At 57.1% G+C, this 26,313-nt stretch carries 18 protein-coding genes; 8 read left to right on the plus strand and 10 right to left on the minus strand.

The genetic code is table 11. The features are described 5' to 3' along the window. Positions 1–10 precede the first annotated feature (10 nt). Positions 11–991 carry a Bug family tripartite tricarboxylate transporter substrate binding protein gene (locus H2Z33_RS15895; protein ID WP_006811363.1) on the minus strand — a complete coding sequence of 327 codons (981 nt, stop codon included), beginning with the start codon at positions 989–991 and terminating at the stop codon, positions 11–13. A gap of 152 nt (positions 992–1,143) precedes the next feature. Here H2Z33_RS15895 and tctD point away from each other — a divergent pair, with 152 nt between their 5' ends. From tctD to H2Z33_RS15915, 4 genes are all read left to right on the plus strand, one after another. After that, complete coding sequence (gene tctD, locus H2Z33_RS15900) at positions 1,144–1,818, plus strand: transcriptional regulator TctD (RefSeq protein ID WP_023295079.1); 675 nt, start codon at positions 1,144–1,146, stop codon at positions 1,816–1,818. Beyond that, positions 1,805–3,214 carry a sensor histidine kinase gene (locus H2Z33_RS15905; protein WP_032654323.1) on the plus strand — a complete coding sequence of 470 codons (1,410 nt, stop codon included), beginning with the start codon at positions 1,805–1,807 and terminating at the stop codon, positions 3,212–3,214. The genes tctD and H2Z33_RS15905 overlap by 14 nt, the downstream gene beginning before the upstream one ends. 129 nt (positions 3,215–3,343) lie before the next feature. Further along, a complete protein-coding gene (locus H2Z33_RS15910; protein WP_017383419.1) occupies positions 3,344–3,886 on the plus strand; it encodes a YfaZ family outer membrane protein in 543 nt (180 codons plus the stop codon). Between the two features lie 94 nt (positions 3,887–3,980). Next, positions 3,981–5,180 (plus strand): nicotinamide mononucleotide deamidase-related protein YfaY, encoded by a 1,200-nt coding sequence (locus tag H2Z33_RS15915; RefSeq protein ID WP_017693016.1) that lies wholly within the window; start codon positions 3,981–3,983, stop codon positions 5,178–5,180. 31 nt (positions 5,181–5,211) lie between these two features. On the opposite strand, the gene glpC is transcribed toward H2Z33_RS15915, so the two are convergent. From glpC to glpA, 3 genes are read right to left on the minus strand one after another with little or no spacing between them, the layout of a single operon-like run. Then, entirely contained in the window at positions 5,212–6,402 is a 1,191-nt protein-coding gene (gene glpC / locus H2Z33_RS15920; RefSeq protein ID WP_063134532.1) for an anaerobic glycerol-3-phosphate dehydrogenase subunit GlpC, read from the minus strand. Beyond that, positions 6,399–7,616 carry a glycerol-3-phosphate dehydrogenase subunit GlpB gene (gene glpB, locus H2Z33_RS15925; protein ID WP_032648937.1) on the minus strand — a complete coding sequence of 406 codons (1,218 nt, stop codon included), beginning with the start codon at positions 7,614–7,616 and terminating at the stop codon, positions 6,399–6,401. Before glpB ends, glpC begins: the two co-directional genes overlap by 4 nt. Continuing rightward, entirely contained in the window at positions 7,606–9,234 is a 1,629-nt protein-coding gene (glpA, locus tag H2Z33_RS15930) for an anaerobic glycerol-3-phosphate dehydrogenase subunit A (protein ID WP_063134531.1), read from the minus strand. The genes glpB and glpA overlap by 11 nt, the downstream gene beginning before the upstream one ends. A gap of 250 nt (positions 9,235–9,484) precedes the next feature. Here glpA and glpT point away from each other — a divergent pair, with 250 nt between their 5' ends. Continuing rightward, a complete protein-coding gene (gene glpT / locus H2Z33_RS15935) occupies positions 9,485–10,837 on the plus strand; it encodes a glycerol-3-phosphate transporter (protein ID WP_023295074.1) in 1,353 nt (450 codons plus the stop codon). An 11-nt stretch (positions 10,838–10,848) separates the two neighbouring features. Then, entirely contained in the window at positions 10,849–11,910 is a 1,062-nt protein-coding gene (glpQ, locus tag H2Z33_RS15940; protein ID WP_048973469.1) for a glycerophosphodiester phosphodiesterase, read from the plus strand. A gap of 83 nt (positions 11,911–11,993) precedes the next feature. On the opposite strand, the gene yfaE is transcribed toward glpQ, so the two are convergent. From yfaE to ubiG, 4 genes are all read right to left on the minus strand, one after another. After that, entirely contained in the window at positions 11,994–12,248 is a 255-nt protein-coding gene (gene yfaE, locus H2Z33_RS15945; RefSeq protein ID WP_003859419.1) for a class I ribonucleotide reductase maintenance protein YfaE, read from the minus strand. Beyond that, positions 12,248–13,378 (minus strand): class Ia ribonucleoside-diphosphate reductase subunit beta, encoded by a 1,131-nt coding sequence (gene nrdB / locus H2Z33_RS15950; RefSeq protein WP_026080618.1) that lies wholly within the window; start codon positions 13,376–13,378, stop codon positions 12,248–12,250. The genes yfaE and nrdB overlap by 1 nt, the downstream gene beginning before the upstream one ends. A gap of 100 nt (positions 13,379–13,478) precedes the next feature. Beyond that, positions 13,479–15,764 (minus strand): class 1a ribonucleoside-diphosphate reductase subunit alpha, encoded by a 2,286-nt coding sequence (gene nrdA, locus H2Z33_RS15955; RefSeq protein WP_063134530.1) that lies wholly within the window; start codon positions 15,762–15,764, stop codon positions 13,479–13,481. Positions 15,765–16,113: 349 nt separating this feature from the next. After that, positions 16,114–16,842, minus strand: coding sequence for a bifunctional 2-polyprenyl-6-hydroxyphenol methylase/3-demethylubiquinol 3-O-methyltransferase UbiG (gene ubiG / locus H2Z33_RS15960; protein WP_006811346.1), 729 nt, complete (start codon positions 16,840–16,842; stop codon positions 16,114–16,116). Between the two features lie 146 nt (positions 16,843–16,988). Between ubiG and gyrA the strand changes: the two genes are divergently transcribed. Together gyrA and rcsC are read left to right on the plus strand one after the other, a co-directional pair. After that, on the plus strand, positions 16,989–19,625 hold the full coding sequence (gyrA, locus tag H2Z33_RS15965) for a DNA topoisomerase (ATP-hydrolyzing) subunit A (RefSeq protein WP_017693022.1): 2,637 nt from the start codon (positions 16,989–16,991) through the stop codon (positions 19,623–19,625). A 135-nt stretch (positions 19,626–19,760) separates the two neighbouring features. Further along, positions 19,761–22,607, plus strand: a complete 2,847-nt coding sequence (rcsC, locus tag H2Z33_RS15970) for a two-component system sensor histidine kinase RcsC (RefSeq protein ID WP_063134529.1) — start codon at positions 19,761–19,763, stop codon at positions 22,605–22,607. Between the two features lie 84 nt (positions 22,608–22,691). Here rcsC and rcsB read toward each other — a convergent pair whose 3' ends face one another. Further along, positions 22,692–23,342 (minus strand): response regulator transcription factor RcsB, encoded by a 651-nt coding sequence (gene rcsB / locus H2Z33_RS15975; protein ID WP_003859405.1) that lies wholly within the window; start codon positions 23,340–23,342, stop codon positions 22,692–22,694. A 16-nt stretch (positions 23,343–23,358) separates the two neighbouring features. Beyond that, entirely contained in the window at positions 23,359–26,031 is a 2,673-nt protein-coding gene (gene rcsD / locus H2Z33_RS15980; RefSeq protein ID WP_017383411.1) for a phosphotransferase RcsD, read from the minus strand. Positions 26,032–26,313 lie beyond the last annotated feature (282 nt).

Below are 26,313 nucleotides of genomic sequence, written 5' to 3' on the forward strand. Positions count from 1 at the left end.
GCGCCTCCGGTTATTTCGCCAGACCAAAGGCTTTCGCCTGTTCTCGGTAGTCATTCACCTGTTTTTTGACATACTCGTCCAGCTGCTTGCCGTTCAGGTTGAACTCAAACAGCCCGCGCAGATCGCGCTGTTTTTTGAACTCCTCGGTTTGCTGAAGTTTTGCGAAGGTATCCACCCACCACTGGTACTCGGCGTCGGTCACTTTTGGCCCGACGAAGAAGCCGCGGATGATCGGCCAGACCAGGTTATAACCCTGCTCTTTAGCGGTTGGGACGTCTGCCAGCTGGCCCGGCAGACGGTTTTCCGAGAAGACCGCCAGCACGCGGATCTTATCCCCGCTCAGGTAGGGCACCATTTCGCTGAGATCGCCCGATACCGCCTGGACGTGATTGCCCATCAGCGCCGTCACCGGCTCGCCGCCGCCTTCAAAGGCCACGTAACGCATCTTGTGCGGATCCACTTTGGCCTGCTGCGCCAGCAGCGCGGCTTTCATCCAGTCCTGGCTGCCGATAGAGGCGCCCGCGCCAATGACCACGCTGTTCGGATCTTTTTCCATGGCGGTCAGCAGATCTTTCAGGGATTTCCATGGGGAGTCCGCGCGCACGGCGATCATGCCGTAATCGGTGCCTACGGTGGCGAGCCAGCGCACGTCATTCACGTCATAACGACCAAATTTCCCCTGCGACAGGTTTAACAGCGAACCGCCGGAGAAGGCCACCACGGTGCCCGCTTCGGCAGGGCGCTGCGCGACGATGGCGTTATAGGCTACCGCGCCCACGCCGCCGGGCATGTAGGTGACGCGCATCGGTTTTTCAATGGCCTTCGTCTCCAGCAGGCTGACCTGAATCAGCTTACAGGTCAGGTCGAAGCCGCCGCCGGGTTTGGCCGGGGCGATACATTCGGTACGGGATGGCGCGTCCTGCGCCTGGACGACAGAGGCACTCAACAGCAATACGCTTGCAGCAAGGGTAGAAAGTAATTGTTTTTTCATCGTTTATCCTCACGCCGGAGAACCGGGAGTACGGGTACGGGTGTATTTTTTCTGATTATGTGAACCACCTTGTAGCGGTTCCGTTGCGTGATTGTTAAAACAATAACCTTTCATTTCCCTTTCACTGCGACACCAACTTTACAGGATGTGATATGCGTCTCTTACTGGCGGAAGATAATCGTGAGCTGGCTCACTGGCTGGAAAAAGCGCTGGTACAAAACGGATTTGCCGTGGATTGCGTCAACGATGGACGGGCGGCCGATCATCTTTTGCAGGGAGAAAACTATGCCGTCGCGATCCTTGATATCGGCATGCCCGGCTTCGACGGGCTGGAGGTGGTGCATCGCCTGAGAAAGCGCGGGCAGACGCTGCCGGTGCTGTTTCTTACCGCCCGCAGCAACGTGGCAGACAGGGTGAAGGGGCTGAATGCCGGGGCGGATGACTACCTGCCGAAACCGTTCGAGCTGGAGGAGCTTGATGCCCGCCTGCGCGCGCTGCTGCGCCGCAGCGAAGGACGAACCCAGGAGCGCCAGCGGCTGGGAGAGCTGGAGTACGATGATGAAGGCTTTTTTCTGCTGCGCGATGAACCCCTTTCCCTCACGCCGCGCGAACTCTCTTTGCTGAAGGTGCTGATGTACCGCCGGACCCGTCCCGTCTCCCGGCAACAGCTTTTCGACCAGGTATTCAGCCTGAACGACGACGTCAGCCCCGAGAGCATCGATCTCTATATTCACCGCCTGCGTAAGAAGCTGACCGGCAGCGGGGTGCGGATCATTACCCTCCGGGGGCTGGGCTACGTGCTGGAGTGCGGCGATGAGGTGGGTTAAGCCGCAGTCGCTTTACCTGCAACTTTTGCTTTTTCTGGGTTTGCCGCTGCTGCTGTTATGGGGGCTGTCAGCCTTTAACAGCTACGTTAGCGCGTTACAGGCGGCGACGCAGGCCTATGACCGCACGCTGTTATCCTCGGCGCGCACGGTGTCAGAGCGGCTGGTGGTGCACAACGGTAAACTCCAGGTGAACGTGCCCTGGGTCGTGCTCGACAGCTTCGAGCTGAACATGAACGATCGCCTCTATTACAAGGTCGTGGACCCTGACGGGCGGACGATCTCCGGCTACGACGATCTGCCGAATATGCCTCCCTCCACGTCGCGCACTACACACTATCCGGCGCTGGCGTGGTTTTATCATACCGAGTATCGCGGGCAGGCGATCCGCGTGGCGAAGCTGCTCCAGCCGGTTAACGAGGACAGTGTGTTCGGGATGGCGGAGATCTACGTCGCCGAAACGTTGCAGTCGCGGCGCTATCTGGCCACTCAGCTGCTGTTTTCCTCGCTCGTGTCGCAGGGGCTGCTGGTGCTGCTGACGCTGGTCCTGACCGCGTGGCTGCTGCGTCGCGTGCTGCGCCCGATGCGGCAGCTCTCGTCCCTGATGGTGCGCCGTGAGCCCGGGCTGCTGGCTCCGCTGCCGGAGCTGCTGCCCTGGTCGGAAACGCGGCTGCTGATTGTGGCATTTAACCGCTATATCGACAGGTTGCGCGGCGTACTTTCGCGGCAGGCGCGCTTTAACGCTGACGCCTCACACCAGCTCAAAACGCCGCTGGCGGTGCTGAAAACCCAGGTATCGGTTGCCCTGACGCGTAACGATCCGGCGCTGTGGCAGGAGAGCTTACGGGCGATGAACGTCACGCTGGATAACACCATCGTGCTGACGGAAAGGCTGTTGCAGCTTTCGGCGGTGAAGCGAAAAGAGCAGGGGGAGCGACAGTTTGCGCCTGTCGATCTGGTACAGGTGGTGCAAAACTGCTGCTTTTCCCGGCTGGCGCAGGCGCGCAGCAAGGGTATCGATCTCGGTTATGACGGCGTACAGCAGCCGGTAATGATTGAGGGGGATGACGTGTTGCTGGGCGAACTTTGCGCCAACCTGCTGGAGAACGCGATCAAATACACACCGGAGCAGGGCGTCGTGACGGTGTACCTGCGCACGGCTAACGATGCCGTTGAGCTGAGCGTGGAGGACAGCGGACCGGGCATTGCTGAAGACCAGATCTCCCAGGCCATGCTGCCGTTTCATCGGCTGGATAACGTGGGCGATGCCGCCGGGTCCGGCATTGGCCTGGCGCTGGCTAACGATATTGCCCGCCTGCACCGCAGCCATCTTCAGCTGATGCCCAGTGAAAATCTGGGTGGGCTGAGCGTGAAAATGCGCTTTCTGATGCTGGTATAAATGCCGATATTATCAAATCGTTACAAACTAATTGCCCGCCGCACGCGGAGTCCATTGATCACACAGGCAGTCAGGTTAAAATCTCGCGGTTTTTGGACATCTCTGAATAAATTGTGCGGGATCACGACAATGAAAAAAGTGGCATTAATGGGCTTAAGCGGCCTGATGTTTGTTTCAGCAGCGGCAAACGCAATTTCCTTCAACGGCTCGGCGGGACAAGATTATACCCATCTGGGCTTTGGTCTTGGCACGGATAGCGCAGGCCTGGCAATGACCGGCGGCTGGACGCACAACGACGACGATGGGGATGCGGCAAGCCTGGGCCTCGGCTTCAACGTGCCGTTGGGTCCCTTCCTGGCGACCGTCGGCGGTAAAGGCATTTACACCAACCCGAACGATGGCGACGAAGGCTACGCGGCGGCAGTGGGCGGCGGCTTGCAGTGGAAAATTGGCGACAGCTTTGGCCTGTTCGGTGAGTACTACTACTCCCCGGATTCCCTCTCCAGCGGTATCGACAGCTATCAGGAAGCTAATGCCGGCGCGCGCTGGACCATCATGCGTCCGATCACCATCGAAGCGGGCTATCGCTATCTGAACCTGGCCGGTAAAGACGGCAACCGCGACAACGCCCTGGCAGACGGCCCGTACATTGGCGTGAGCGCCGGTTTCTAATCCTCTCGGCGCGGCGTTCAGTCGCGCCAGTTTCTCTCTTCCCCCGGTCTTCGATTGCGCTATAGTGTTTTGACCATTGAAATGGGAGAACACAATGATAAATGTGGAAATGTTATCCACTGGCGACGAAGTGCTGCATGGGCAAATCATTGATACCAATGCCGCCTGGCTCGCCGATCTCTTCTTTGAGCAAGGATTACCGTTAACGCGCCGCAACACCGTAGGTGACAATCTTGAGTCGCTGGTCAACGTTCTTCGCGAGCGCAGCGAACGCTGCGACGTGCTGATTGTGAACGGCGGGCTGGGACCCACCAGCGACGATCTCAGCGCGCTGGCCGCCGCCACGGCCAAAGGCGAAGGCCTGGTTCTGCACGAGGCGTGGCTGGCACAGATGGAGCGCTTTTTCTCCGGGCGTGGCCGCGTGATGGCCCCCAGCAACCGCAAGCAGGCTGAAATTCCCGCCAGCGCGGAACTGATTGATAACCCGGTCGGCACCGCCTGCGGGTTTGCCGTTCAGCTGAACCGCTGCCTGATGTTCTTCACCCCGGGCGTGCCGTCGGAATTTAAAGTGATGGTCGAGCAGCAGATCCTGCCGCGCCTGCGCGCGCGCTTTACGCTGCCTGAACCGCCGCTGTGCCTGCGTCTGACCACCTTTGGTCGCTCGGAAAGCGATCTGGCCCAGAGCCTCGATCACCTGCAACTACCTCCTGGCGTGTCGATGGGCTATCGCTCCTCCATGCCGATTATTGAACTGAAGCTGACCGGACCGGCGTCAGAGAAAGCCGCCATGCTGGCGCTGTGGCCGGAAGTGCAGCGCGTCGCCGGGGAAAGCCTGATTTTCGAAGGAACGGAAGGGCTGCCGGCGCAGATCGCAGCGCATTTGCAGTCCCGCCAGCTGAGCGTGACGTTAAGCGAGCAGTTTACCGGTGGGCTTCTGGCGCTTCAGCTTACCCGGGCGGGTGCGCCGCTGCTGGCCAGTGAAGTGGTGCCGTTCCAGCAGGAGACGCTGGCGCAGACCGCGCGCTGGGCGTCCGAGCGCAGAGTGAAGCATTTCGCCGGGCTGGCGCTGTTTGTGGGCGGGCTGGATGAGGAGCATCTCAACTTTGCCCTTGCAACGCCGGAAGGGACGCACGCCCTGCGGGTCAGGATGAGCATTACCCGCCACAGCCTGGCCGTGCGTCAGGAGGTGTGCGCGATGATGGCGCTGAACATGCTGCGCCGCTGGCTGAACGGGAAAGAGGTCGCCAGCGAGCACGGCTGGATCAACGTCGTCGAATCGCTGTTCGTGGAGTGAGAGTGTGCCGGGGCCGTATCCCCGGCAACGGTTACGCCAGCACTTTTGCCAGCAAGGTAATAGGATGTTCACAGCGTTTGCTGGTGGACATCTCGATCTGCCACTTGCAGGTTTCGCAGTCCGTCACCACGATATCTGCGCCGCTCTCTTCAATCTGCCGGAACAGCGGCGCGCCAATGGCCTGTGACGTTGGGTAGTTTTCACGCTTGAAGCCGTACGTGCCTGCGATGCCGCAGCAGCGTGAGTCCAGCACCGTCAGCTCCAGCCCGGGGATCAGCCGCAGCAGCTCAAGCGTATAGATCGACCAGCCCATCTTCTCCATATGACATGGCGTGTGATACACCACCTTCAGCGGCAATTTGCCCAGCGGTAACGTCTGCCCGCTGTCCAGTTTGCGCCAGAGAAAACGGGTCGCCAGCTCAATGTGCTCGCGCAGGCCGGTGTTATCCACCTCCAGCAGATGCGGATATTCATCGCGCAGCGTGAAGGTACAGGTTGACGACGTCGCCAGTACCGGTATCCCTTTGTCGACGATCGCCTCACGTAAAGAGGTGACGTTGCTGCTCGCCTGCTTGCGCGCTTTGTCGATGAAGCCGTTGGCAATCAGCGGAACGCCGCAGCACTTTTCTTTGCTCAGCAGCTGAACGCCCGTTCCCATGGCGTTCAGGACTTTCAGCAGGTCTTTCCCCAGCTGCGGATGGTTGTAGTTCACGTAGCAGCCGTGGAAGAAGGCGACCTGCTCAGAGAACTGCGCCTGTTCTGCCGCCACGGATTTAAACCAGCGGCGGAAGGTGCCGTGAGAATATTTCGGCAGACTGCGGTGATGGTCGATTTTGAGCGTCGCATCCAGCAGCCTGCGCACCGGCTTCAGGGCGGTGGCGGCATTGACGACCGGCGCGAAAGGCGTCGAGAGGCTACCCATCAGATCGGTGTGGCTCAGTATCGCGTCACGCAGCGTCGGTTTTTGCGTACTGTAGCGGGCGCGGGCGCGCTGGATGATATCGCCTATTTTCACGTCCGACGGGCAGGCAACTTCGCAGCGTTTGCAGTTGATGCAGTATTTCAGCGCCTCGTCGTAGAGCGCGCCATCCTTCAGGCGCAGACGCTCCCCGTCGGGACCGGCCTGTTTCGGGCCGGGATAGCGCGGATCGACGCCGCTGACCGGGCAAACCGTGGTGCAGACCGTGCATTTGATACAGCTTTCAAATCGGGTGTCGTTCATTGTGCTCCCTCCCTGCGCTGGATAATCTGCTCCGCGACATGCAGCGCAGTGACGGCGCAGACGCCGCCACCGCAGCCCTGCGCCACGGGATCGTACCCGCCCAGAACCGAGCCGATGGCGTAAAGATTTTCAACCGGTTCCCCGCCCAGCCGCGGGCGCAGTTGGCTGTCGACGATCACGCCGAACTGCTGCCAGGGCTGCGGGGTGAAGAAATCGCTTTGATACCAGTCCGCGCGGGAAGCGCTTTGCCGGACGTCCAGACCGAGGATCGCCTCACGCACGCCATCCCGGCTGCTCAGCAGACCGTTACTGAAGAAACTGCCGCTTGCCAGCACCGTAAAGCGTGCGCGAAGCGGGATGTCGCCGTGGTTGCGGGTCCAGATTTCGCTTACCGCGCCCTCAGCCAGGGTGATTTTTTTCACCTCGTCGCCTGCCATCCAGACGCCACCCTGGGCAACAAACTGACGCTGAAGCTGGGTGTGCAGACGAATGCCGGGCACGGAAGGGGGGAGCGTCGGCAGTAAACCGAGCGTACAGGGCAGGCGCGCCGAGAGCCAGCGCCAGAGCCGGTTGTCCGTTAAGCCAAAACAGGCGGGCATAAACAGGGCGTCGCAGGTCTCGCCGAGCGGTTGAAGCGCCGCGTACAGCTGCGGCCAGTAACTTTCATTATCCAGCAGGCGGGCAATGTTCACCGCACGAAACTCGCTGGGGTTTTCGCGCAGCACGTCGAGTTCGGGGAGATCAATCTCCGCCGTATCCACCTGAACACCCTGCTGTCTGAGAGACGCGGCGGCCAGATGCGGCTGGAAATCGAGGAAGCCGCTGATCCCCACCACCCGCACGCGCTCGGCAGCGATGGGGGCGACAGGCACCTCTTCCGGGCTAAGCCAGGCGGCGCGCAGGGTGCCGAGCGGCGTGACGCGCTGATGATTTTGCTCGGCGTCACCCTGCATGCGTGCGCCGCAGGTGGTGAGCAGGTGTTCGGTTTCGCAGGCAAAGCGGGCCATATTCTCTGCGCCCGTCAGGCGGTAGGGATGTTCAGGCGGCAGATCGGCGAACGATAGCGCGCCCAGTAAATCCAGCGAGCCGGAAGAGAAGTGCAGGGCACTCTGACCGCGAGTGACAATGGCGCAGCGCAGACCCCGCTGCGTCAGTTTGAGGCCGCACAGCAGGCCCGCCAGTCCCCCACCCACAATCACGGTATCAAATTTCATGGTTGTGCTCCTTCTCCAGACCGCAAAGCCCCTGATAGACCCAGCGGGTAAACTCGCTTTCGCGCAGGGCATCGCCCCAGGCGACGGGCTGAATGCCTTTCCAGCGCTCGTTTAAAAAATCGCTGAGCTGGGCAAGCGACTGGGTTGACGTGGTGGCGTGAAAACGTTGCAGCAGCCCGGCGGCACGGCAGGCGCACAGCTCCCCCTGACAGGTGCCCATCCCGACGCGCGTGCGGCGGCGTAAATCGAGCAGGTTGTTCACCGTCAGGTTTTCCACGGCATACTGCACCTCGCCTGCGGTCACGGCTTCGCATTCGCACACCAGGCTGCGGCTGAGTCGCCCTTCACCGAGCCAGGTTGGGGTGCGGTCGCCGTGACGGTAAATCGCCGAACCGCGAAGCGGGGCAGGGAGTGAAATGATTTTGTGCAGCGTTTTTTCTGTCGATTGCTGCGAGCCGGGCAGAGCCTGTTCCGCCGTCACGCACGGTGCGGTGTTGCCGAGCTTACGGCAGACGGCATCGGTGGCCCACTGGGCCATCAGCCGGTAGGTCATCAGCTTGCCGCCAGTAATGGTGATAAACCCGTCCATGCCGTCGCGTTCGGCGTGATCGAGCAGCACGATGCCGCGGCTGACGTTACGCCCGCTCGGATCGTTATCGCTGGCGACGAGGGGACGCACGCCCGCGTAGGCACGCAGAATACGCGTCTGCGCCATCACCGGGGCCAGCTTTTCCCCTTCGCGCAGCAGGATATCCACCTCTTCAGCGGTGACGCGGTTGTAATCAATTTCGCTGTAGTCCACATGCATTGAGGTCGTGCCGATTAACGAAATGGTGTCCCCCGGCACGAGGATATCGGCGTCAGACGGTTTACGGCAGCGGTTGATGACATGGTTATTGATGCGGTGGTCGAGGATCAGCAGCGAGCCTTTCGCCGGGAACATGCGCACCGACAGGTCCGCGTATTCCGCGATGCGCTGGCCCCAGATCCCCGCCGCGTTGACCACGACGGCGGCATACAGCTCGCGGTGTTCGTTGTACTGCGCATCAAACACGCGCACTCCGCGCACGGTATTACCTTCACGAATAAGCCCGGTGACGTGATGCCCGGTCAGGATCTGGGCGCCATGTTCCCGCGCGTCGAGCATATTGGCGGCGGTCAGGCGGAAAGGATCAACGGTTCCGTCCGGTACTTTTACCGCGCCCAGTAACGCCGGGTTTACCGAGGGTTCAAGACGGCGCGCCTGCGCAGGATCGATCGCCTCGGCCTGAATGCCTGCCGCCGTGCAGGCGGTGATAAAGGTTTGCTGAAAGCCGAGATCATCTTCGGGAAGGGTGATAAAAAGACCGTTGGTCGGTTCAACGCAGTGGCGGGCGATGCGCCTGAGGATCTGGTTTTCAGCGATACACTCGCGTGCTGACTCAGCGTCAGTGACCGCATAGCGGGCGCCGCTGTGCAACAGACCGTGATTACGTCCCGTCGCGCCGGTGGCGATATCGTGGCGTTCCAGAAGCGTGACGCTCAATCCCCGCAGGGCGCAGTCGCGTGCGATGCCGGCACCCGTCGCGCCACCGCCAATGATAATCACATCGCTGAAGCTTGGATCGTGAATTGTCATTGCCTTTCCTCTATGTTCGTTTTTTAGCATTTAGCCACATTGATCGTGTGGTTTGTTTGATTTCGAACATAAACGCGCGAAATTCGAAAGTGAAACGTGATTTCATGCGCTTTTTTGCGCATTCTGTCATATTTCTGTAACAATCTGTGCGTTGATTCACAGTAACATTCATCGTGATTTCTTAACATCGCCGCCTCTGTAGCCGGGCGCGAGATGCCCGGTCATTTTTTGAAAGGCCACGGAGGCTGTTATGCTCAGTATCTTTAAACCTGCGCCACATCGGGCGCGACTGCCAGAGGCAGAGATTGATCCTCTCTACCGCCGTCTGCGTTGGCAAATCTTCCTCGGGATCTTCTTCGGGTATGCGGCGTACTATCTGGTACGTAAAAACTTTGCGCTCGCCATGCCGTACCTGGTGGAGCAGGGCTTCTCACGCGGCGATCTGGGATTTGCGCTGTCGGGGATCTCCATCGCGTACGGTTTTTCGAAGTTCATTATGGGGTCGGTGTCGGATCGCTCGAATCCGCGCGTGTTCCTGCCCGCCGGCCTGATCCTAGCGGCCGCGGTGATGCTGTTCATGGGCTTTGTGCCGTGGGCGACCTCCAGCATTGCCATCATGTTCGTGCTGCTGTTCCTCTGCGGCTGGTTCCAGGGGATGGGATGGCCGCCATGCGGACGCACCATGGTTCACTGGTGGTCACAGAAAGAGCGTGGTGGAATTGTATCTGTGTGGAACTGCGCACATAACGTCGGGGGCGGGCTTCCGCCGCTGCTGTTCCTGCTGGGGATGGCCTGGTTCAACGACTGGCATGCCGCGCTCTATATGCCAGCCTTTGGCGCCATTCTGGTGGCGATTATCGCCTTCGCTCTGATGCGCGACACCCCACAGTCCTGCGGCCTGCCGCCGATTGAAGAGTACAAAAACGACTACCCGGATGATTACAGCGAGAAGCACGAAGAAGAGCTGACGGCAAAGCAGATCTTCATGAAGTATGTGCTGCCAAACAAGCTGCTGTGGTACATCGCGGTGGCGAACGTATTTGTCTACCTGCTGCGTTACGGTATCCTCGACTGGTCCCCGACTTACCTGAAAGAGGTGAAGCACTTCGCGCTGGATAAATCCTCCTGGGCCTATTTCCTGTATGAATACGCGGGCATTCCCGGCACGCTGATCTGCGGCTGGATGTCGGACAAAGTGTTTAAGGGCAACCGTGGGGCGACGGGCGTGTTCTTTATGACGCTGGTCACCATCGCGACGGTCATTTACTGGCTAAACCCGCCGGGTAATCCGGGTGTGGATATGGCCTGTATGATCGTCATCGGCTTCCTGATTTATGGTCCGGTGATGCTGATTGGTCTGCATGCCCTGGAGCTGGCGCCGAAGAAAGCGGCAGGCACGGCGGCAGGCTTTACCGGTCTGTTTGGCTACCTCGGCGGTTCAGTGGCGGCAAGTGCCATCGTCGGTTACACCGTCGACTTCTTCGGCTGGGACGGCGGCTTTATGGTGATGATTGGCGGCAGCGTGCTGGCTGTTCTGCTGCTGGTTGTTGTGATGATTGGTGAAAAACGTCACCACGCCGAAGTGCTGGCGCGTCGTCAATAAGGAGCATTGCGATGAAATTAACTCAGTTAGCGACAGGCCTGCTGCTGGCGGGCCTGATGACAGGCTCCGCGCTGGCGGCGGATAAGATCGTGATCGCCCACCGTGGCGCCAGCGGTTATCTGCCGGAGCATACGCTGCCGGCAAAAGCGATGGCCTATGCCCAGGGCGCGGATTATCTGGAGCAGGATCTGGTGATGACGAAGGACGACCAGCTGGTCGTTCTGCATGACCACTATCTTGACCGCGTCACGGACGTGGCGGAGCGTTTCCCGGATCGCGCCCGTAAAGATGGTCGCTACTACGCCATCGACTTCACGTTGGCGGAGATCCGCTCACTGAAGTTTACCGAGGGCTTCGAGATTGAAAACGGTAAGAAGGTGCAGGTCTATCCGGGACGTTTCCCGATGGGCAAGTCTGACTTCCGTATTCACACCTTCGAAGAGGAGATCGAGTTTGTTCAGGGGCTGAACCACTCGACAGGCAAAAATATCGGTATCTACCCGGAAATCAAAGCGCCGTGGTTCCACCATCAGGAAGGGAAGGACATTGCCGCGAAGACGCTGGAGGTACTGAAAAAGTACGGCTACACCAGCAAGCAGGATAAGGTTTTCCTGCAATGTTTCGACGCCGCGGAACTGAAGCGCATCAAAACCGAGCTGGAGCCGAAAATGGGGATGGATCTCAATCTGGTGCAGCTGATTGCGTATACCGACTGGAATGAAACCCAGGAAAAACAGCCGGACGGGAAGTGGGTGAACTACAGCTACGACTGGATGTTTAAGCCGGGCGCGATGAAGCAGATTGCGCAGTACGCCGACGGCATAGGGCCGGATTACCACATGCTGGTGGCGGAAGGCTCAACGCCGGGTCACGTCAAGCTGACGGCGATGGTGAAAGAGGCGCATGCGAGCAAGATGCAGGTGCATCCGTATACCGTACGCGCAGACCAGCTTCCGGAGTATGCGACGGACGTGAATCAGCTTTACGGCGTGCTGTATAACCAGGCGGATGTGGACGGGTTGTTTACGGATTTCCCGGATAAAGCGGTGAGCTTTTTGAAGGATAAACGCTGAAATTGCCGGGTGGCGGATGCGCCTTACCCGGCCTACGAACTGCGGTTTTGTAGGTCGGGTCAGCGAAGCGCCACCCGACATAATTACATCTCGATCTCAATATCGCCTTTTGCCCGGCAGCAGCAGGGCAAAATTTCCCCTTCGCTGATAAAGGCCAGCGGTTCGGTCAGCCAGTCTACCTGGCCTGCGACCAGACGGCAGCGGCAGGAGCCGCAGTAGCCTTCACGACACTGGTACTCTACTTCTACCTGATGCGCTTCAAGCGCCACCAGCAGAGAAGGGTGCTCTTCCTGGCACAACACCTCTGTACCAGAAAGGCTCAGCGTTACGCGGCTCATCAGAGCTGGAAATCGCTCAGGTCGTCGGTGTTGACTTCAGAATCAATCTGACCGACCAGATAAGAACTCACTTCCACTTCCTGCGGCGCAACCTGCACGTTATCGGACACCAGCCAGGTGTTGATCCACGGAATCGGGTTAGAGCGCGTCTGGAATGGCAGATCGAGCCCCACAGCCTGCATGCGGATGTTAGTGATGTACTCCACGTACTGGCACAGAATGTCTTTGTTCAGGCCAATCATGGAGCCGTCGCGGAACAGGTAGTCTGCCCACTCTTTCTCCTGCTGGGCGGCCAGCACGAACAGATCGTAGCATTCCTGCTTGCACTCTTCGGCAATCGCTGCCATTTCCGGGTCGTCCGCGCCGCTGCGCAGCAGGTTCAGCATGTGCTGAGTCCCGGTCAGATGCAGGGCTTCGTCACGGGCGATCAGGCGGATGATTTTGGCGTTGCCTTCCATCAGCTTGCGCTCGGCAAAGGCGAAGGAGCAGGCGAAGCTCACGTAGAAGCGGATCGCTTCCAGCGCGTTAACGCTCATCAGGCACAGGTACAGCTGCTTTTTCAGGGCCCGCAGGTTTACGGTAATGGTTTTGCCGTTCACGTTATGCGTGCCTTCGCCCAGCAGATGCCAGTAGCTGGTCATCTCGATCAGCTCGTCGTAGTAGTGCGCAATGCCTTCCGCGCGCTTCTGGATCTGCTCGTTGGTGACGATATCGTCAAACACCACCGCCGGATCGTTCACGATGTTGCGGATGATGTGGGTGTAAGAGCGGGAGTGGATCGTCTCGGAGAACGCCCAGGTTTCTACCCAGGTTTCCAGCTCAGGAATCGAGATCAGCGGCAGCAGCGCCACGTTCGGACTACGGCCCTGAATGGAGTCCAGCAGCGTCTGGTACTTCAGGTTGCTGAGGAAGATGTGCTTTTCGTGTTCCGGCAGCGCCTGGAAATCGATACGGTCGCGGGAAACGTCAACTTCTTCCGGACGCCAGAAGAAGGAGAGTTGCTTTTCAATCAGCTTTTCGAAGATGTCATATTTTTGCTGATCGTAGCGTGCCACGTTGACCGGCTGGCCGAAGAACATCGGCTCTTTGAGCTGGTCGTTTTTCGTCTGTGAAAAGGTGGTATATGCCATTGCGGTGAGTCCTGTTGAGATTTTATTGCCCGGCGGCACTGCGTTTGCCGGGCCTACAAAACCGTAGGCCGGGTAAGCGTAGCGCCACCCGGCGAAGTGCTTAGATCTTACATGCGCCGCTTTCGCAGCCATCGTCCTGAATTGACGGCACCAGGTCGTCCTGGGCGTCTTCCGCACCATCACGGGTGTTGTGATAGTACAGCGTTTTCACGCCAAATTTGTAGGCGGTGAGCAGGTCTTTCAGCAGTTGCTGCATCGGAACCTTGCCAGACGGGAAGCGCGTCGGGTCGTAGTTGGTATTGGCAGAGATCGACTGGTCGATAAACTTCTGCATGATACCCACCAGTTGCAGATAGCCGTCGTTGTTTGGCATTTCCCACAGCAGCTCGTAGTTGTCACCCAGCGTTTCGTAATCCGGCACCACCTGACGCAGCACGCCGTCTTTCGACGCTTTGATGCTGACGTGGCCGCGCGGTGGCTCAATACCGTTGGTGGCGTTGGAGATCTGCGAAGAGGTCTCGGACGGCATCAGGGCAGAGAGCGTGGAGTTACGCAGACCGTGAGTTTTAATGGACTCGCGCAGGCCTTCCCAGTCGAGGTGCAGCGGCTCGCTGACGATCGCATCCAGGTCTTTTTTGTAGGTGTCGATCGGCAGAATGCCTTTCGCGAAGGTGGTTTCGTTGAACCACGGGCACGCGCCTTGCTCTTTCGCCAGCTCGTTAGAGGCTTTCATCAGGTAGTATTGGATCGCTTCGAACGTCTGGTGCGTCAGATTGTTGGCGCTGCCGTCGGAGTAACGCTTGCCGTTTTTCGCCAGCCAGTAGGCGAAGTTGATCACGCCGATACCTAAAGTGCGACGGCCCATTGCGCCGCGTTTTGCCGCCGGGATTGGGTAATCCTGGTAATCCAGCAGGGCGTCGAGCGCACGAACCGCCAGCACCGCCAGCTCTTCCAGCTCGTCCAGGCTCTTAATCGCACCCAGGTTGAACGCGGACAGCGTACAAAGCGCGATTTCACCGTTTTCGTCGTTCACGTCTTCCAGCGGTTTAGTCGGCAGGGCGATCTCCAGGCACAGGTTGGACTGGCGCACTGGTGCAACCACCGGATCGAACGGGCTGTGGGTGTTGCAGTGGTCAACGTTCTGGATGTAGATACGGCCGGTAGAAGCACGTTCCTGCATCATCAGGGAGAACAGATCGACCGCTTTCACGCGCTGCTTGCGGATGCTGTCGTCTTTTTCATATTTGGTGTACAGACGCTCGAACTCGTCCTGATCGGCGAAGAAGGCGTCGTACAGACCCGGGACGTCGGACGGGCTGAACAGGGTGATGTCTTCCCCTTTCAGCAGACGGGTGTACATCAGCTTGTTGATCTGCACGCCGTAGTCCATGTGACGCACGCGGTTGCCTTCCACGCCGCGGTTGTTCTTCAGAACCAGCAGACTTTCCACTTCCAGGTGCCACATCGGGTAGAACAGGGTCGCTGCACCACCACGCACGCCGCCCTGAGAGCAGGATTTTACTGCCGTCTGGAAGTGCTTGTAGAACGGAATACAGCCGGTGTGGAACGCTTCACCGCCGCGGATCGGGCTGCCCAGTGCACGGATACGGCCGGCGTTGATGCCGATACCGGCACGCTGGGAGACGTATTTCACGATGGCGCTGGAGGTCGCGTTGATGGAATCCAGGCTGTCACCACACTCGATCAGTACGCAGGAGCTGAACTGACGGGTAGGGGTACGCACGCCAGACATGATTGGCGTAGGCAGAGAAATCTTGAACGTAGAGACCGCATCGTAGAAACGCTTCACGTAGTCCAGACGGGTTTCACGCGGGTAATTAGAGAACAGGCAGGCGGCCACCAGAATATAGAGGAACTGGGCACTCTCGTAGATTTCGCCCGTCACACGGTTCTGAACCAGGTATTTACCTTCGAGCTGCTTCACCGCCGCGTAGGAGAAGTTCATGTCGCGCCAGTGATCGATAAACCCGTTCATCTGCTCGAACTCTTCTTCCGTATAGTCTTCCAGCAGATGCGTGTCGTATTTGCCCAGCTCGACCATTTTCACTACGTGATCGTAAAGCTTCGGCGGCTCGAACTGGCCGTAGGCTTTTTTACGCAGGTGGAAAATCGCCAGACGCGCAGCGAGGTACTGATAATCCGGTGCGTCGCGGGAGATCAGATCTGCCGCGGCTTTGATAATGGTTTCGTGGATATCAGACGTTTTGATGCCGTCGTAGAACTGAATGTGAGAACGCAGTTCAACCTGGGAGATAGATACGTTGTTCAGTCCTTCTGCTGCCCAGTCGAGAACTCGATGGATTTTGTCCAGATTGATACGCTCGGTGGTACCGTCGCGCTTTGTCACCAGCAGACTCTGATTCATGTGGGTTTTTACCTGTCCGTGAAATAAAAAAATATCCCCCGCTTATCCACAGAACCGTCTTGTGACTAACTCTGTGGATAAATACTACATATAGGGGTTTTGCGATAAGAAGAACGCTATATGGTGAGTATTCTAGTATCGAATCTTTTCAGCACAAGGGTTGATTTTGACGTTAAATTGAGGTTGTGAAAGGGTAAAAAAGGCTAAGTCCTCGTGCCGTAAGGCCTGGAAGAGATGTCAATAATTAAGAAAAAAAATTCAAAATTTGATCGAGTGCTGATTTCTTCAACGGGAGGTCAGAATTGCGCAACATGATGTCGCGCAATCATTATAAGAATAACGGATGACGTTAGTCGTTTTTGGCGGTTGTGTGCAACATATAGTTAACATCCACACCTGGGGCAAGTTTGAATTTATCCGTCAGCGGATTGTAATGCAGGCCCGTCATGTGCTGCTCCTTAAGCCATGTCTGGTCAACCCAGCCCAGCAGTTCGGCAGGCTTGATGAACTTCTTCACGTCGTGCGTCCCTTTCGGCACCATGCGCAGCACGTATTCCGCGCCTACCACGGCCATCAGCCAGGCTTTGCCGTTGCGGTTGATGGTCGAGAAGAAGACCTGTCCACCCGGTTTCACCAGTTTTGCACAGGCGCTGACCACCGACTGCGGATCGGGAACGTGCTCCAGCATCTCCATGCAGGTCACCACGTCATACTGGTGCGCATGTTTTGCCGCGTGCTCTTCCACGGTTTCCTGGACATATTCTACCTGTACGCCGGACTCCAGCGCATGAAGACGCGCAACCTGTAGAGGTTCGAAGCCCATGTCCAGACCGGTGACGGTGGCCCCTTCACGCGCCATACTTTCCGCCAGGATGCCGCCGCCGCAGCCGACGTCGAGCACTTTCTTACCGAACAGACCGCCGGAACGCTCCGCGATATAGCCCAGACGCAGCGGGTTAATACGATGCAGAGGTTTGAACTCACCTTCGAGATCCCACCAGCGGGACGCCACCGCTTCAAATTTGGCAATCTCTTCGTGGTCAACGTTGTGAGCCACCGGGGATTTTTCGGCATTCATGGGCGCTTTTACTCCTTATTTAGCAAGACAAATGAGTATATCAGGCAATCCCTGTGAATAAAGCGTATAGGTTTACCTGTATCACCGCGGCTGTGTTATAATTTGCGACCTTTGAATCCGGGATACAGTAGAGGGATAGCGGTTAGATGAGCGACCTTGCGAGAGAAATTACACCGGTTAACATCGAGGAAGAGCTGAAAAGCTCCTATCTGGACTATGCGATGTCGGTCATTGTTGGCCGTGCGCTGCCGGACGTCCGCGATGGCCTGAAGCCGGTACACCGTCGCGTACTATACGCCATGAACGTATTGGGCAATGACTGGAATAAAGCCTACAAAAAATCTGCCCGTGTCGTTGGTGACGTAATCGGTAAATACCATCCTCATGGTGATTCCGCGGTGTACGACACCATTGTCCGTATGGCGCAGCCCTTCTCGCTGCGTTACATGCTGGTAGATGGTCAGGGTAACTTTGGTTCTATCGACGGCGACTCCGCCGCGGCAATGCGTTATACGGAAATCCGTCTGGCGAAGATTGCCCATGAGCTGATGGCTGACCTGGAAAAAGAGACGGTTGATTTCGTTGATAACTACGACGGCACGGAAAAAATTCCTGACGTTATGCCAACGAAGATCCCAAACCTGCTGGTGAACGGTTCGTCCGGTATCGCCGTCGGTATGGCAACCAACATTCCACCGCACAATATCACGGAAGTGATCAACGGCTGCCTGGCCTACATTGACGATGAAGACATCAGCATTGAAGGGCTGATGGAACACATCCCGGGCCCGGACTTCCCGACGGCGGCAATCATCAATGGCCGTCGCGGTATTGAAGAAGCGTACCGCACCGGTCGCGGCAAGATTTACATCCGTGCCCGCGCCGAAGTGGAAGCGGACGCTAAAACCGGCCGTGAAACCATTATTGTTCACGAGATCCCGTATCAGGTGAACAAAGCGCGACTGATTGAAAAAATCGCCGAGCTGGTAAAAGAAAAACGCGTTGAAGGCATCAGCGCGCTGCGTGACGAGTCTGATAAAGACGGTATGCGCATCGTGATTGAAATCAAGCGCGACGCGGTGGGTGAAGTTGTGCTGAACAACCTTTACTCCCAGACTCAGCTTCAGGTCTCCTTCGGTATCAACATGGTTGCGCTGCACCATGGCCAGCCGAAGATCATGAACCTGAAAGAGATCCTGAGCGCGTTCGTGCGTCACCGCCGTGAAGTGGTGACCCGTCGTACCATCTTCGAACTGCGCAAAGCGCGCGACCGTGCCCATATCCTTGAAGCACTGGCCGTTGCGCTGGCGAACATCGACCCGATCATCGAGCTGATCCGCCGTGCGCCGACGCCGGCAGAAGCGAAGGCGTCGCTGGTTGCGCGTCCATGGGATCTGGGCAACGTGGCGGCAATGCTGGAACGTGCCGGTGATGACGCTGCGCGTCCTGAGTGGCTGGAACCGGAATTCGGCGTGCGTGACGGTCAGTACTACCTGACTGAACAGCAGGCCCAGGCGATTCTGGATCTGCGTTTGCAGAAACTGACCGGCCTTGAGCATGAAAAACTGCTCGACGAGTACAAAGAGCTGCTGGAGCAGATTGCCGAGCTGCTGCATATCCTGGGTAGCGCAGAGCGCCTGATGGAAGTGATCCGTGAAGAGCTGGAGCTGGTTCGCGATCAGTTCGGCGACGAGCGTCGCACCGAAATCACAGCCAATAGCTCTGATATCAACATTGAAGATCTGATCAACCGCGAAGACGTGGTAGTGACGCTGTCTCACCAGGGCTACGTGAAGTATCAGCCGTTGACCGACTACGAAGCACAGCGTCGTGGCGGTAAAGGCAAATCTGCGGCGCGTATTAAAGAAGAAGACTTCATTGACCGTCTGCTGGTGGCCAACACCCACGACACGATCCTCTGCTTCTCCAGCCGGGGCCGTCTGTACTGGATGAAAGTCTATCAGCTGCCGGAAGCGAGCCGTGGCGCGCGGGGTCGTCCTATCGTCAATCTGCTGCCGCTGGAAGCGAACGAACGTATCACCGCTATTCTGCCGGTACGCGAGTACGAAGAGGGCGTGAACGTCTTTATGGCGACCGCGAGCGGTACCGTGAAGAAAACCGCGCTGACCGAGTTCAGCCGTCCACGTTCTGCCGGGATCATCGCGGTGAACCTGAACGAAGGCGATGAGCTGATCGGCGTGGATCTGACCTCCGGTTCTGATGAAGTCATGCTGTTCTCTGCCGCCGGTAAAGTGGTGCGCTTTAAAGAGAACGCCGTGCGCGCAATGGGTCGTACGGCGACCGGCGTGCGTGGTATCAAGCTGGCGGGTGAAGACAGCGTGGTTTCCCTGATCGTTCCTCGTGGCGAAGGCGCAATCCTGACCGTCACCCAGAACGGTTACGGTAAACGTACGGCGGAAAGCGAATACCCGACCAAGTCTCGCGGCACGCAGGGCGTTATCTCCATCAAAGTGACCGAGCGCAACGGTTCCGTTGTTGGCGCGGTGCAGGTGGACGACGCGGACCAGATCATGATGATCACCGATGCCGGTACGCTGGTGCGTACCCGCGTGTCTGAGATCAGCGTGGTGGGTCGTAACACCCAGGGCGTAATCCTCATCCGCACTGCGGAAGATGAAAACGTCGTCGGTCTGCAACGCGTTGCTGAGCCGGTGGATGACGAAGAGCTCGACTCTATCGACGGCAGCGTTGCGGAAGGGGATGATGAAATCGCCCCGGAAGCGGACACCGATGATGAAGTAGCGGATGACGCTGACGAGTAACGTCTCCTGACGCGTAAAGGGCCGGTTTCCGGCCCTTTTGTTTTGCGCAAGCAGACAAGTGAACGTTGCGACAAGCCGCGTTTACCGCTACCTTAACCACATTCTTTTTGACCCCGACGGCGGAGCCTCGCCCCTTTGAAATACCTCGTCTCCTTTCGTACCACGTTAAAAGTCTCTCGCTATCTGTTTCGGGCGCTTGCGCTACTGCTATGGTTGCTGGTGGCACTGCTCTCGGTGTTTTACATCGTTAACGCGTTACACCAGAAAGAAGCGGAGATCCGCCAGGAGTTTAACTTAAGCTCGGATCAGGCTCAGCGCTATATCCAGCGCACGTCTGACGTGATGAAAGAGCTTAAGTATATTGCTGAGAATCGACTCACGGCGGAGAACGGCATTCTTGCTATCCGCGGTCGGGATGAAAAAACCGAAGTACCTGATTTCGAACCGCTCTTCCCGGACTCCGATTGTTCCGCCATGAGCAAAGCCTGGCGTGGTTCACTGGAGTCCCTCTCATGGTTTATGCGCTACTGGCGCGATAATTTCTCGGCCGCCTACGATCTGAACCGTGTCTACCTGATTGGCAACGAAAATCTCTGCATGGCGGATTTCGGCCTGCGGGATATGCCCGTCGAACGCGAAGACGCGCTGAAAAGTCTGCATGAGCGTATAGTGAAATACCGCAATGCGCCTCAGGAAGAGCGCGGGAACAACATCTTCTGGATAAGCCAGGGGCCGCGCATGGGCGTCGGCTATTTCTATGCCCTGACTCCGGTTTACCTCGGAAACCGCCTGCAAGCGCTGCTGGGGATTGAACAAACCATCCGTATGGAAAACTTCTTCACGCCGGGCAGTCTGCCGATGGGCGTGACCATTCTGGATGAAAACGGCCATCCGCTCATCTCCCTTACCGGGCCTGAAAACCGCCTGAAGGTGGAACCCAGCTGGATGCAGGAGCGGTCATGGTTTGGCTATACCTCCGGGTTCCGCGAGCTGGTGCTGAAGAAAAGTTTACCGCCATCGTCGCTGAGCATTGTCTACTCGCTGCCGGTGGACAAGGTCCTGGAGCGCATTCGCATCCTGATCCTTAACGCCATTTTGCTAAACATCGCGGTAGGCGTCGCGCTGTTTATGCTGGCGAGAATGTATGAGCGGCGGATCTTTATTCCTGCGGAAGCGGATGCTCAGCGTCTGGAAGAGCATGAGCAGTTTAACCGTAAAATTGTCGCCTCGGCGCCGGTAGGGATCTGCATCCTGCGTACTCAGGACGGGACAAATATCCTCAGTAACGAGCTTGCCCATAACTACCTGAACATGCTCACGCATGAAGACCGCCAGCGGTTAACGCAGATCATCTGCGGTCAGCAGGTTAACTTTGTGGATGTGCTGACCAGCACCCACACCAACCTGCAAATCAGCTTCGTCCATTCTCGCTACCGCAATGAAAACGTGGCCATTTGCGTGCTGGTGGACGTCTCTGCGCGCGTGAAAATGGAAGAGTCATTGCAGGATATGGCGCAGGCGGCGGAGCAGGCCAGTCAGTCGAAATCGATGTTCCTCGCGACCGTCAGCCATGAGCTGCGAACGCCGCTGTACGGCATTATCGGTAACCTCGACCTGCTCCAGACCAAAGAGCTGCCGAAAGGGGTCGACCGGCTGGTGACGGCCATGAACAACTCGTCCAGCCTGCTGCTGAAAATCATCAGCGATATTCTCGATTTCTCTAAAATTGAATCCGAGCAGTTGAAAATAGAGCCGCGCGAGTTCTCCCCGCGCGAAGTGATGAACCATATCTGCGCTAACTACCTGCCGCTGGTGGTGCGTAAACAGCTTGGGCTGTACTGCTTTATCGAGCCGGATGTGCCGCTGACGCTGCATGGCGATCCGATGCGTCTGCAACAGGTCATCTCAAACCTGCTGAGCAACGCCATCAAATTTACCGATATCGGCTGTATTGTGCTGCACGTCTGTCGGGCAGGGGAGTACCTGACCATTCGCGTGCGCGACACGGGTGTTGGCATTCCGGCGAAAGAGGTCGTTCGCCTGTTCGATCCGTTCTTCCAGGTGGGAACCGGCGTCCAGCGTAATTTCCAGGGGACCGGGCTAGGTCTGGCGATTTGCGAGAAGCTTATCAGTATGATGGATGGAGATATCTCCGTCGATACAGAGCCAGGCATGGGCAGCCAGTTCACCATTCGTATTCCGCTCTATTCGGCGCACTATCCGGCGAAAACCACCGTCGACGGGCTGAGCGATAAGCACTGCTGGCTGGCGGTGCACAACGCCTCCTTACATGATTTCCTGACCTCGATGCTGACCAGCAGCGGTGTGCGGGTTTCACGCTACGAAGGCCAGACGCCGGACGCGGATGACATGCTGATCACCGACGTTGAGCCGGAGCAGGCGTGGGCGGGGCGCGGCGTAGTGATGTTCTGCCGCCGTCATATCGGTATTCCGCTTGAGCGTTCGCCTGGGGTATGGGTGCACAGCGTGGCGACACCGCACGAGCTGCTGGGCTTGCTGGCGCGTATTTACAGCGTGCAGCTTGAGGACAGCGACGGCGCCACCGTGCTGGCTTCCCCTGATGAGCTGGCGTCGATGAACGACGATATGATGATTCTGGTCGTCGACGATCATCCGATTAACCGTCGTCTGCTCGCAGATCAGCTTGGCTCTCTGGGCTATCAGTGTAAAACGGCCAATGATGGCGTGGATGCCCTGAATGTCTTAAGTAAGAACCATATTGATATTGTGCTCAGCGATGTGAACATGCCTAACATGGACGGCTACCGTCTGACGCAGCGTATCCGACAGTTGGGGCTGACGCTGCCGGTGGTAGGGGTGACAGCCAACGCGCTGGCGGAGGAGAAGCAGCGCTGTCTGGAGTCGGGAATGGACAGCTGCCTGTCGAAGCCGGTCACGCTGGATGTACTGAAGCAGACGCTATCCGTGTATGCGGAGCGGGTACGAAAAGCGAGACAATAAAAAAGGCCCGAAAGGGCCTTTTTTATTTCTCCGGCGGCTGTAGGCCGGGTAAGCGCGAGCGCCACCCGGCGTAGACAGCGAAGATCAATCTTTGTCCGTTGCGCTCAGCGTCACGGAAGAGAGATAGTTCAGCAGGGCGATATCGTTATCCACACCCAGCTTCATCATTGCGGATTTTTTCTGGCTACTGATGGTTTTAATACTGCGGTTCAGCTTTTTGGCGATTTCAGTGACCAGGAAACCTTCAGCGAACAGACGCAGAACTTCACTCTCTTTAGGCGAAAGACGCTTGTCGCCATAGCCACCCGCGCTGATTTTTTCAAGCAGGCGTGAGACGCTCTCAGGAGTGAATTTCTTCCCTTTCTGTAGCGCCGCCAGCGCTTTTGGCAGATCGGTAGGTGCGCCTTGTTTCAGCACAATCCCTTCAATATCGAGATCCAGAACGGCGCTCAGGATCGCTGGGTTATTGTTCATGGTCAGAACAATGATCGAAATGTCCGGGAAGTGGCGTTTAATGTATTTGATGAGCGTGATCCCATCACCGTACTTATCTCCAGGCATGGAGAGATCGGTAATGAGCACGTGCGCATCAAGTTTAGGCAGATTGTTAATGAGGGCTGTGGAATCTTCAAATTCACCGACTACATTCACCCACTCGATCTGTTCAAGTGATTTGCGAATACCGAACAGTACAATCGGATGGTCATCGGCAATAATTACGTTCATATTGTTCATGTATAAGGCTACCTTGCTACAGCAAGCTCTTGACGTAAGCGTCAATGTCGCTGATGTATTTTTCAATGCCAGAGGCATCTTTCTCACGAATTAGATGTTCCAGCGTTTCACATAACTGCTTGCCGGGAACCAGATTAAGCATGGCAAACACCCCTTTAAGCCGGTGTGCTGTCTGTGCCAGCGCTGCAAAATCCTGCGCAGCGGACTCAGTATACAACCGCTTAACATCATCTGGTACTGTATCAACGAAGAGCGAATAATATCCGCTGGCATGGAGTTCGGCATTTTCATCGCCGCCTAACGGTGACTCCAGGATCTCTTCCTGCGCCAGATTCTCTTCAATCAGTTGTAATACAGCTTCCTGCATTGCATTGCTCATATTAAAGTTGACGCGCAGCTGCCCAGGGCCGATTTTCCGCACGCCTGGCTCATCATCGCTTAAAAGCAAGCCTGAGGCAGTAAGATTAGACGGATTATCAGTTAAAAATAGATCAAATTCTTGACTCGCGAGCCTTTCGTCCGGGGTAATGCAGGACGCCCCCCAGTTTTCCAGCTGACGAACGACGATATTTCGGATCTCACTGGAGGTCACATCCACCATCACCACCACATCGTCCAGCAGACGCTCTTCATCCTCTTCCTGGGGATTCGCCGCCATTTTCACGTGTAAAGAGTAGCGGGTGCCGAGGGATTCGCGGGCCTTAATGTTCAGATGACCGCCCAGCTTACGCGCCAGCTGATCGCAGAGCCAGAAGGTGAGGGCATTCGCCTTACCGTAGTGGTCGCGCTGGGTATCGTTCAGGAACGGGAAGTGCAGGTTATCAATTTCGCTCACTGTGACGCCTTCGCCCGTATCCAGAATGCGGAACGTCAGACGATCGTCGGTGGACTCATCGGTGCTGACTTCAAGGGTGATCTTGCCGATCTGCGTCGTGGTGACGGCATACTGTATCAACATCATCAGGATGCGACGCAGGGCATCGCGATCGCCGTGACGTTCGTCGTTGGCCGGTAAATGGTTGTTGATCAGCAGCTGGAGTCCCTTGCGCTTGATCACCGGCAGGACTTCCGGCACCACCTCATCAATCAGGTCCTGGATGGAGAAGAGCGTAGGGGTGCCCTTCCAGATGTCATTCTCCAGCATGTTCGCAAGCTGGATTTCGTCCACCAGACGAACCAGGGAGTCGGCCTGGCTGCTGAGCTGTCGGCTTTCCGGCGTGCTCAGATCAGCAATCTGCGTGGCGAGTGACTTCAACGGTTGTTTAAAGGCATCGCCAATATTTTGCATAAACGCCGCGCGGCCATGTTGGTTTTTCTCGTACAGCCTTTGCGCCTGCTTGAGCTTTTTATTCACCAGCACTTCGCGATCCTGATCGCGAATGATGAAGATTTGCGTGCGCGAGGCGACCTGACTGCGGAACTGACGGATCTCATACAGTTCATTATTAACGGTGGCCTGAATAACGCCCTGGTGCTGGTCCGCCATGGCCGTAATATTTTGCAGGTTAAGATGCGGCAGAAGGTGATCGGCAATTTTATTGCTCATTACCGTGCGGTTAGCCTCCTGGTCGTGAACGAGCACCCCAAGCGGCAGCACGGAAATAATCTCTTCATTCAGGGCACGAAGAATGCGCAACTCGTTGCTGGTCCCGGCTGATACCGACGTCGAGTCGCTCTGGCGGCCCGACTGGAAGCGGAAGGTGCTGTAGCCAAACAGCGCCAGCGCCAGCAGGCCAATATTCAGCAACAGCGGCAGCAGAATGTTTTGCAGAGTATCAAGCATCAGGGTGCCAAAAGGCACCTGCCACACCAGACGCATACCGGTTGAGTTGAGCGATGAGGCAATCTCAATCTTTGAGCCATTAAAGGAGATCGCTACGCTGTCCGCGCCTTCTTTATCCGACGGCGTGCGCATATTTTGGGTGCTGTTGTCTGGCTCCAGACGGAAACTGTCCAGCGGCATATCCGGTGGGATGAGATCGTTAATCGGCAGGTCGAAGGCAACCACGGTCGCCAGATGGCCCGGCTGGTTAAAAGTGGTTCGCAGCGTAAAGTAGTGGCCATTCTGCCAGGCAAGACGGCGTAGTGACGAGAAACTTTCTCGCTCGTCCAGCGCGTTGGCCTGTTGCAGCATTTCTGCCCGACGGGAATCCACAATACTGCCCACGGTGGTCTCTTTAAAGCCGGAGGAGAGATCCTTAAGCGGCAGGGTTGAGATCAGGATCATGCTGTTGTCCTGACCGTTCAGGTAATACATTGACCACGGTACGGTCTCGGCGCCCCACAGGGTGTCCAGATAGGAGGAGATCCGCTGCGTCATCTCAAGCGTTGCGCTGTCGTGCGAGCCGAAAATCAGGGCTTCCGTCTTGCGCTGCGGTTTTTCAAGGTAATACACATCCTGCTTAAGGCGCGTTTCCTGCAACCCTTCGCCTGACGAGGTGGCAGGCGCGGCAGCGATATTGTCGTAGATTTGCCAGGTCGCATAGCGCCACGTATCAATGCGCTTGTGCACCGCATGGGTGATATCGACGATTTGATAGCTTTTATCTTTAAGCCAGGTATTAACGGCGCTCTGAACCATCACCCCCATTGTGACTAACAGCACAACGATCAACAGAAGAAAGAAACGGGTGATGCTGCCCGGTAGAAGGGAGAATTTGCTCGGGGCGGTAGTTTCAGTCTGACTCATCGATGTGTTTAACCCGTAATGGCCGCGCGGTAATGGGATAGGGCAGTATAAAGGGTAATAACTGAATTTCCAGCGTCGTTAACGGTATGACCTTGACTTTTTATCCGGGTAACCGGCTTCAACGTCCCCGGATGAAAGGTGTACAAAACCCCGTGAAATGTATAAATACGCGATCGCACCGGCAGGAAAATAGCACGAATAAACAAGAAATTAATTTCAATAGCATAAAAAAGAATTCAGCGAAAGCCGGAATCTGGATTTAGTTAATAGTCGTTATCATTT

The organism is Enterobacter sp. YSU (assembly GCF_016082135.1).
GTDB lineage: Bacteria > Pseudomonadota > Gammaproteobacteria > Enterobacterales > Enterobacteriaceae > Enterobacter > Enterobacter hormaechei_C.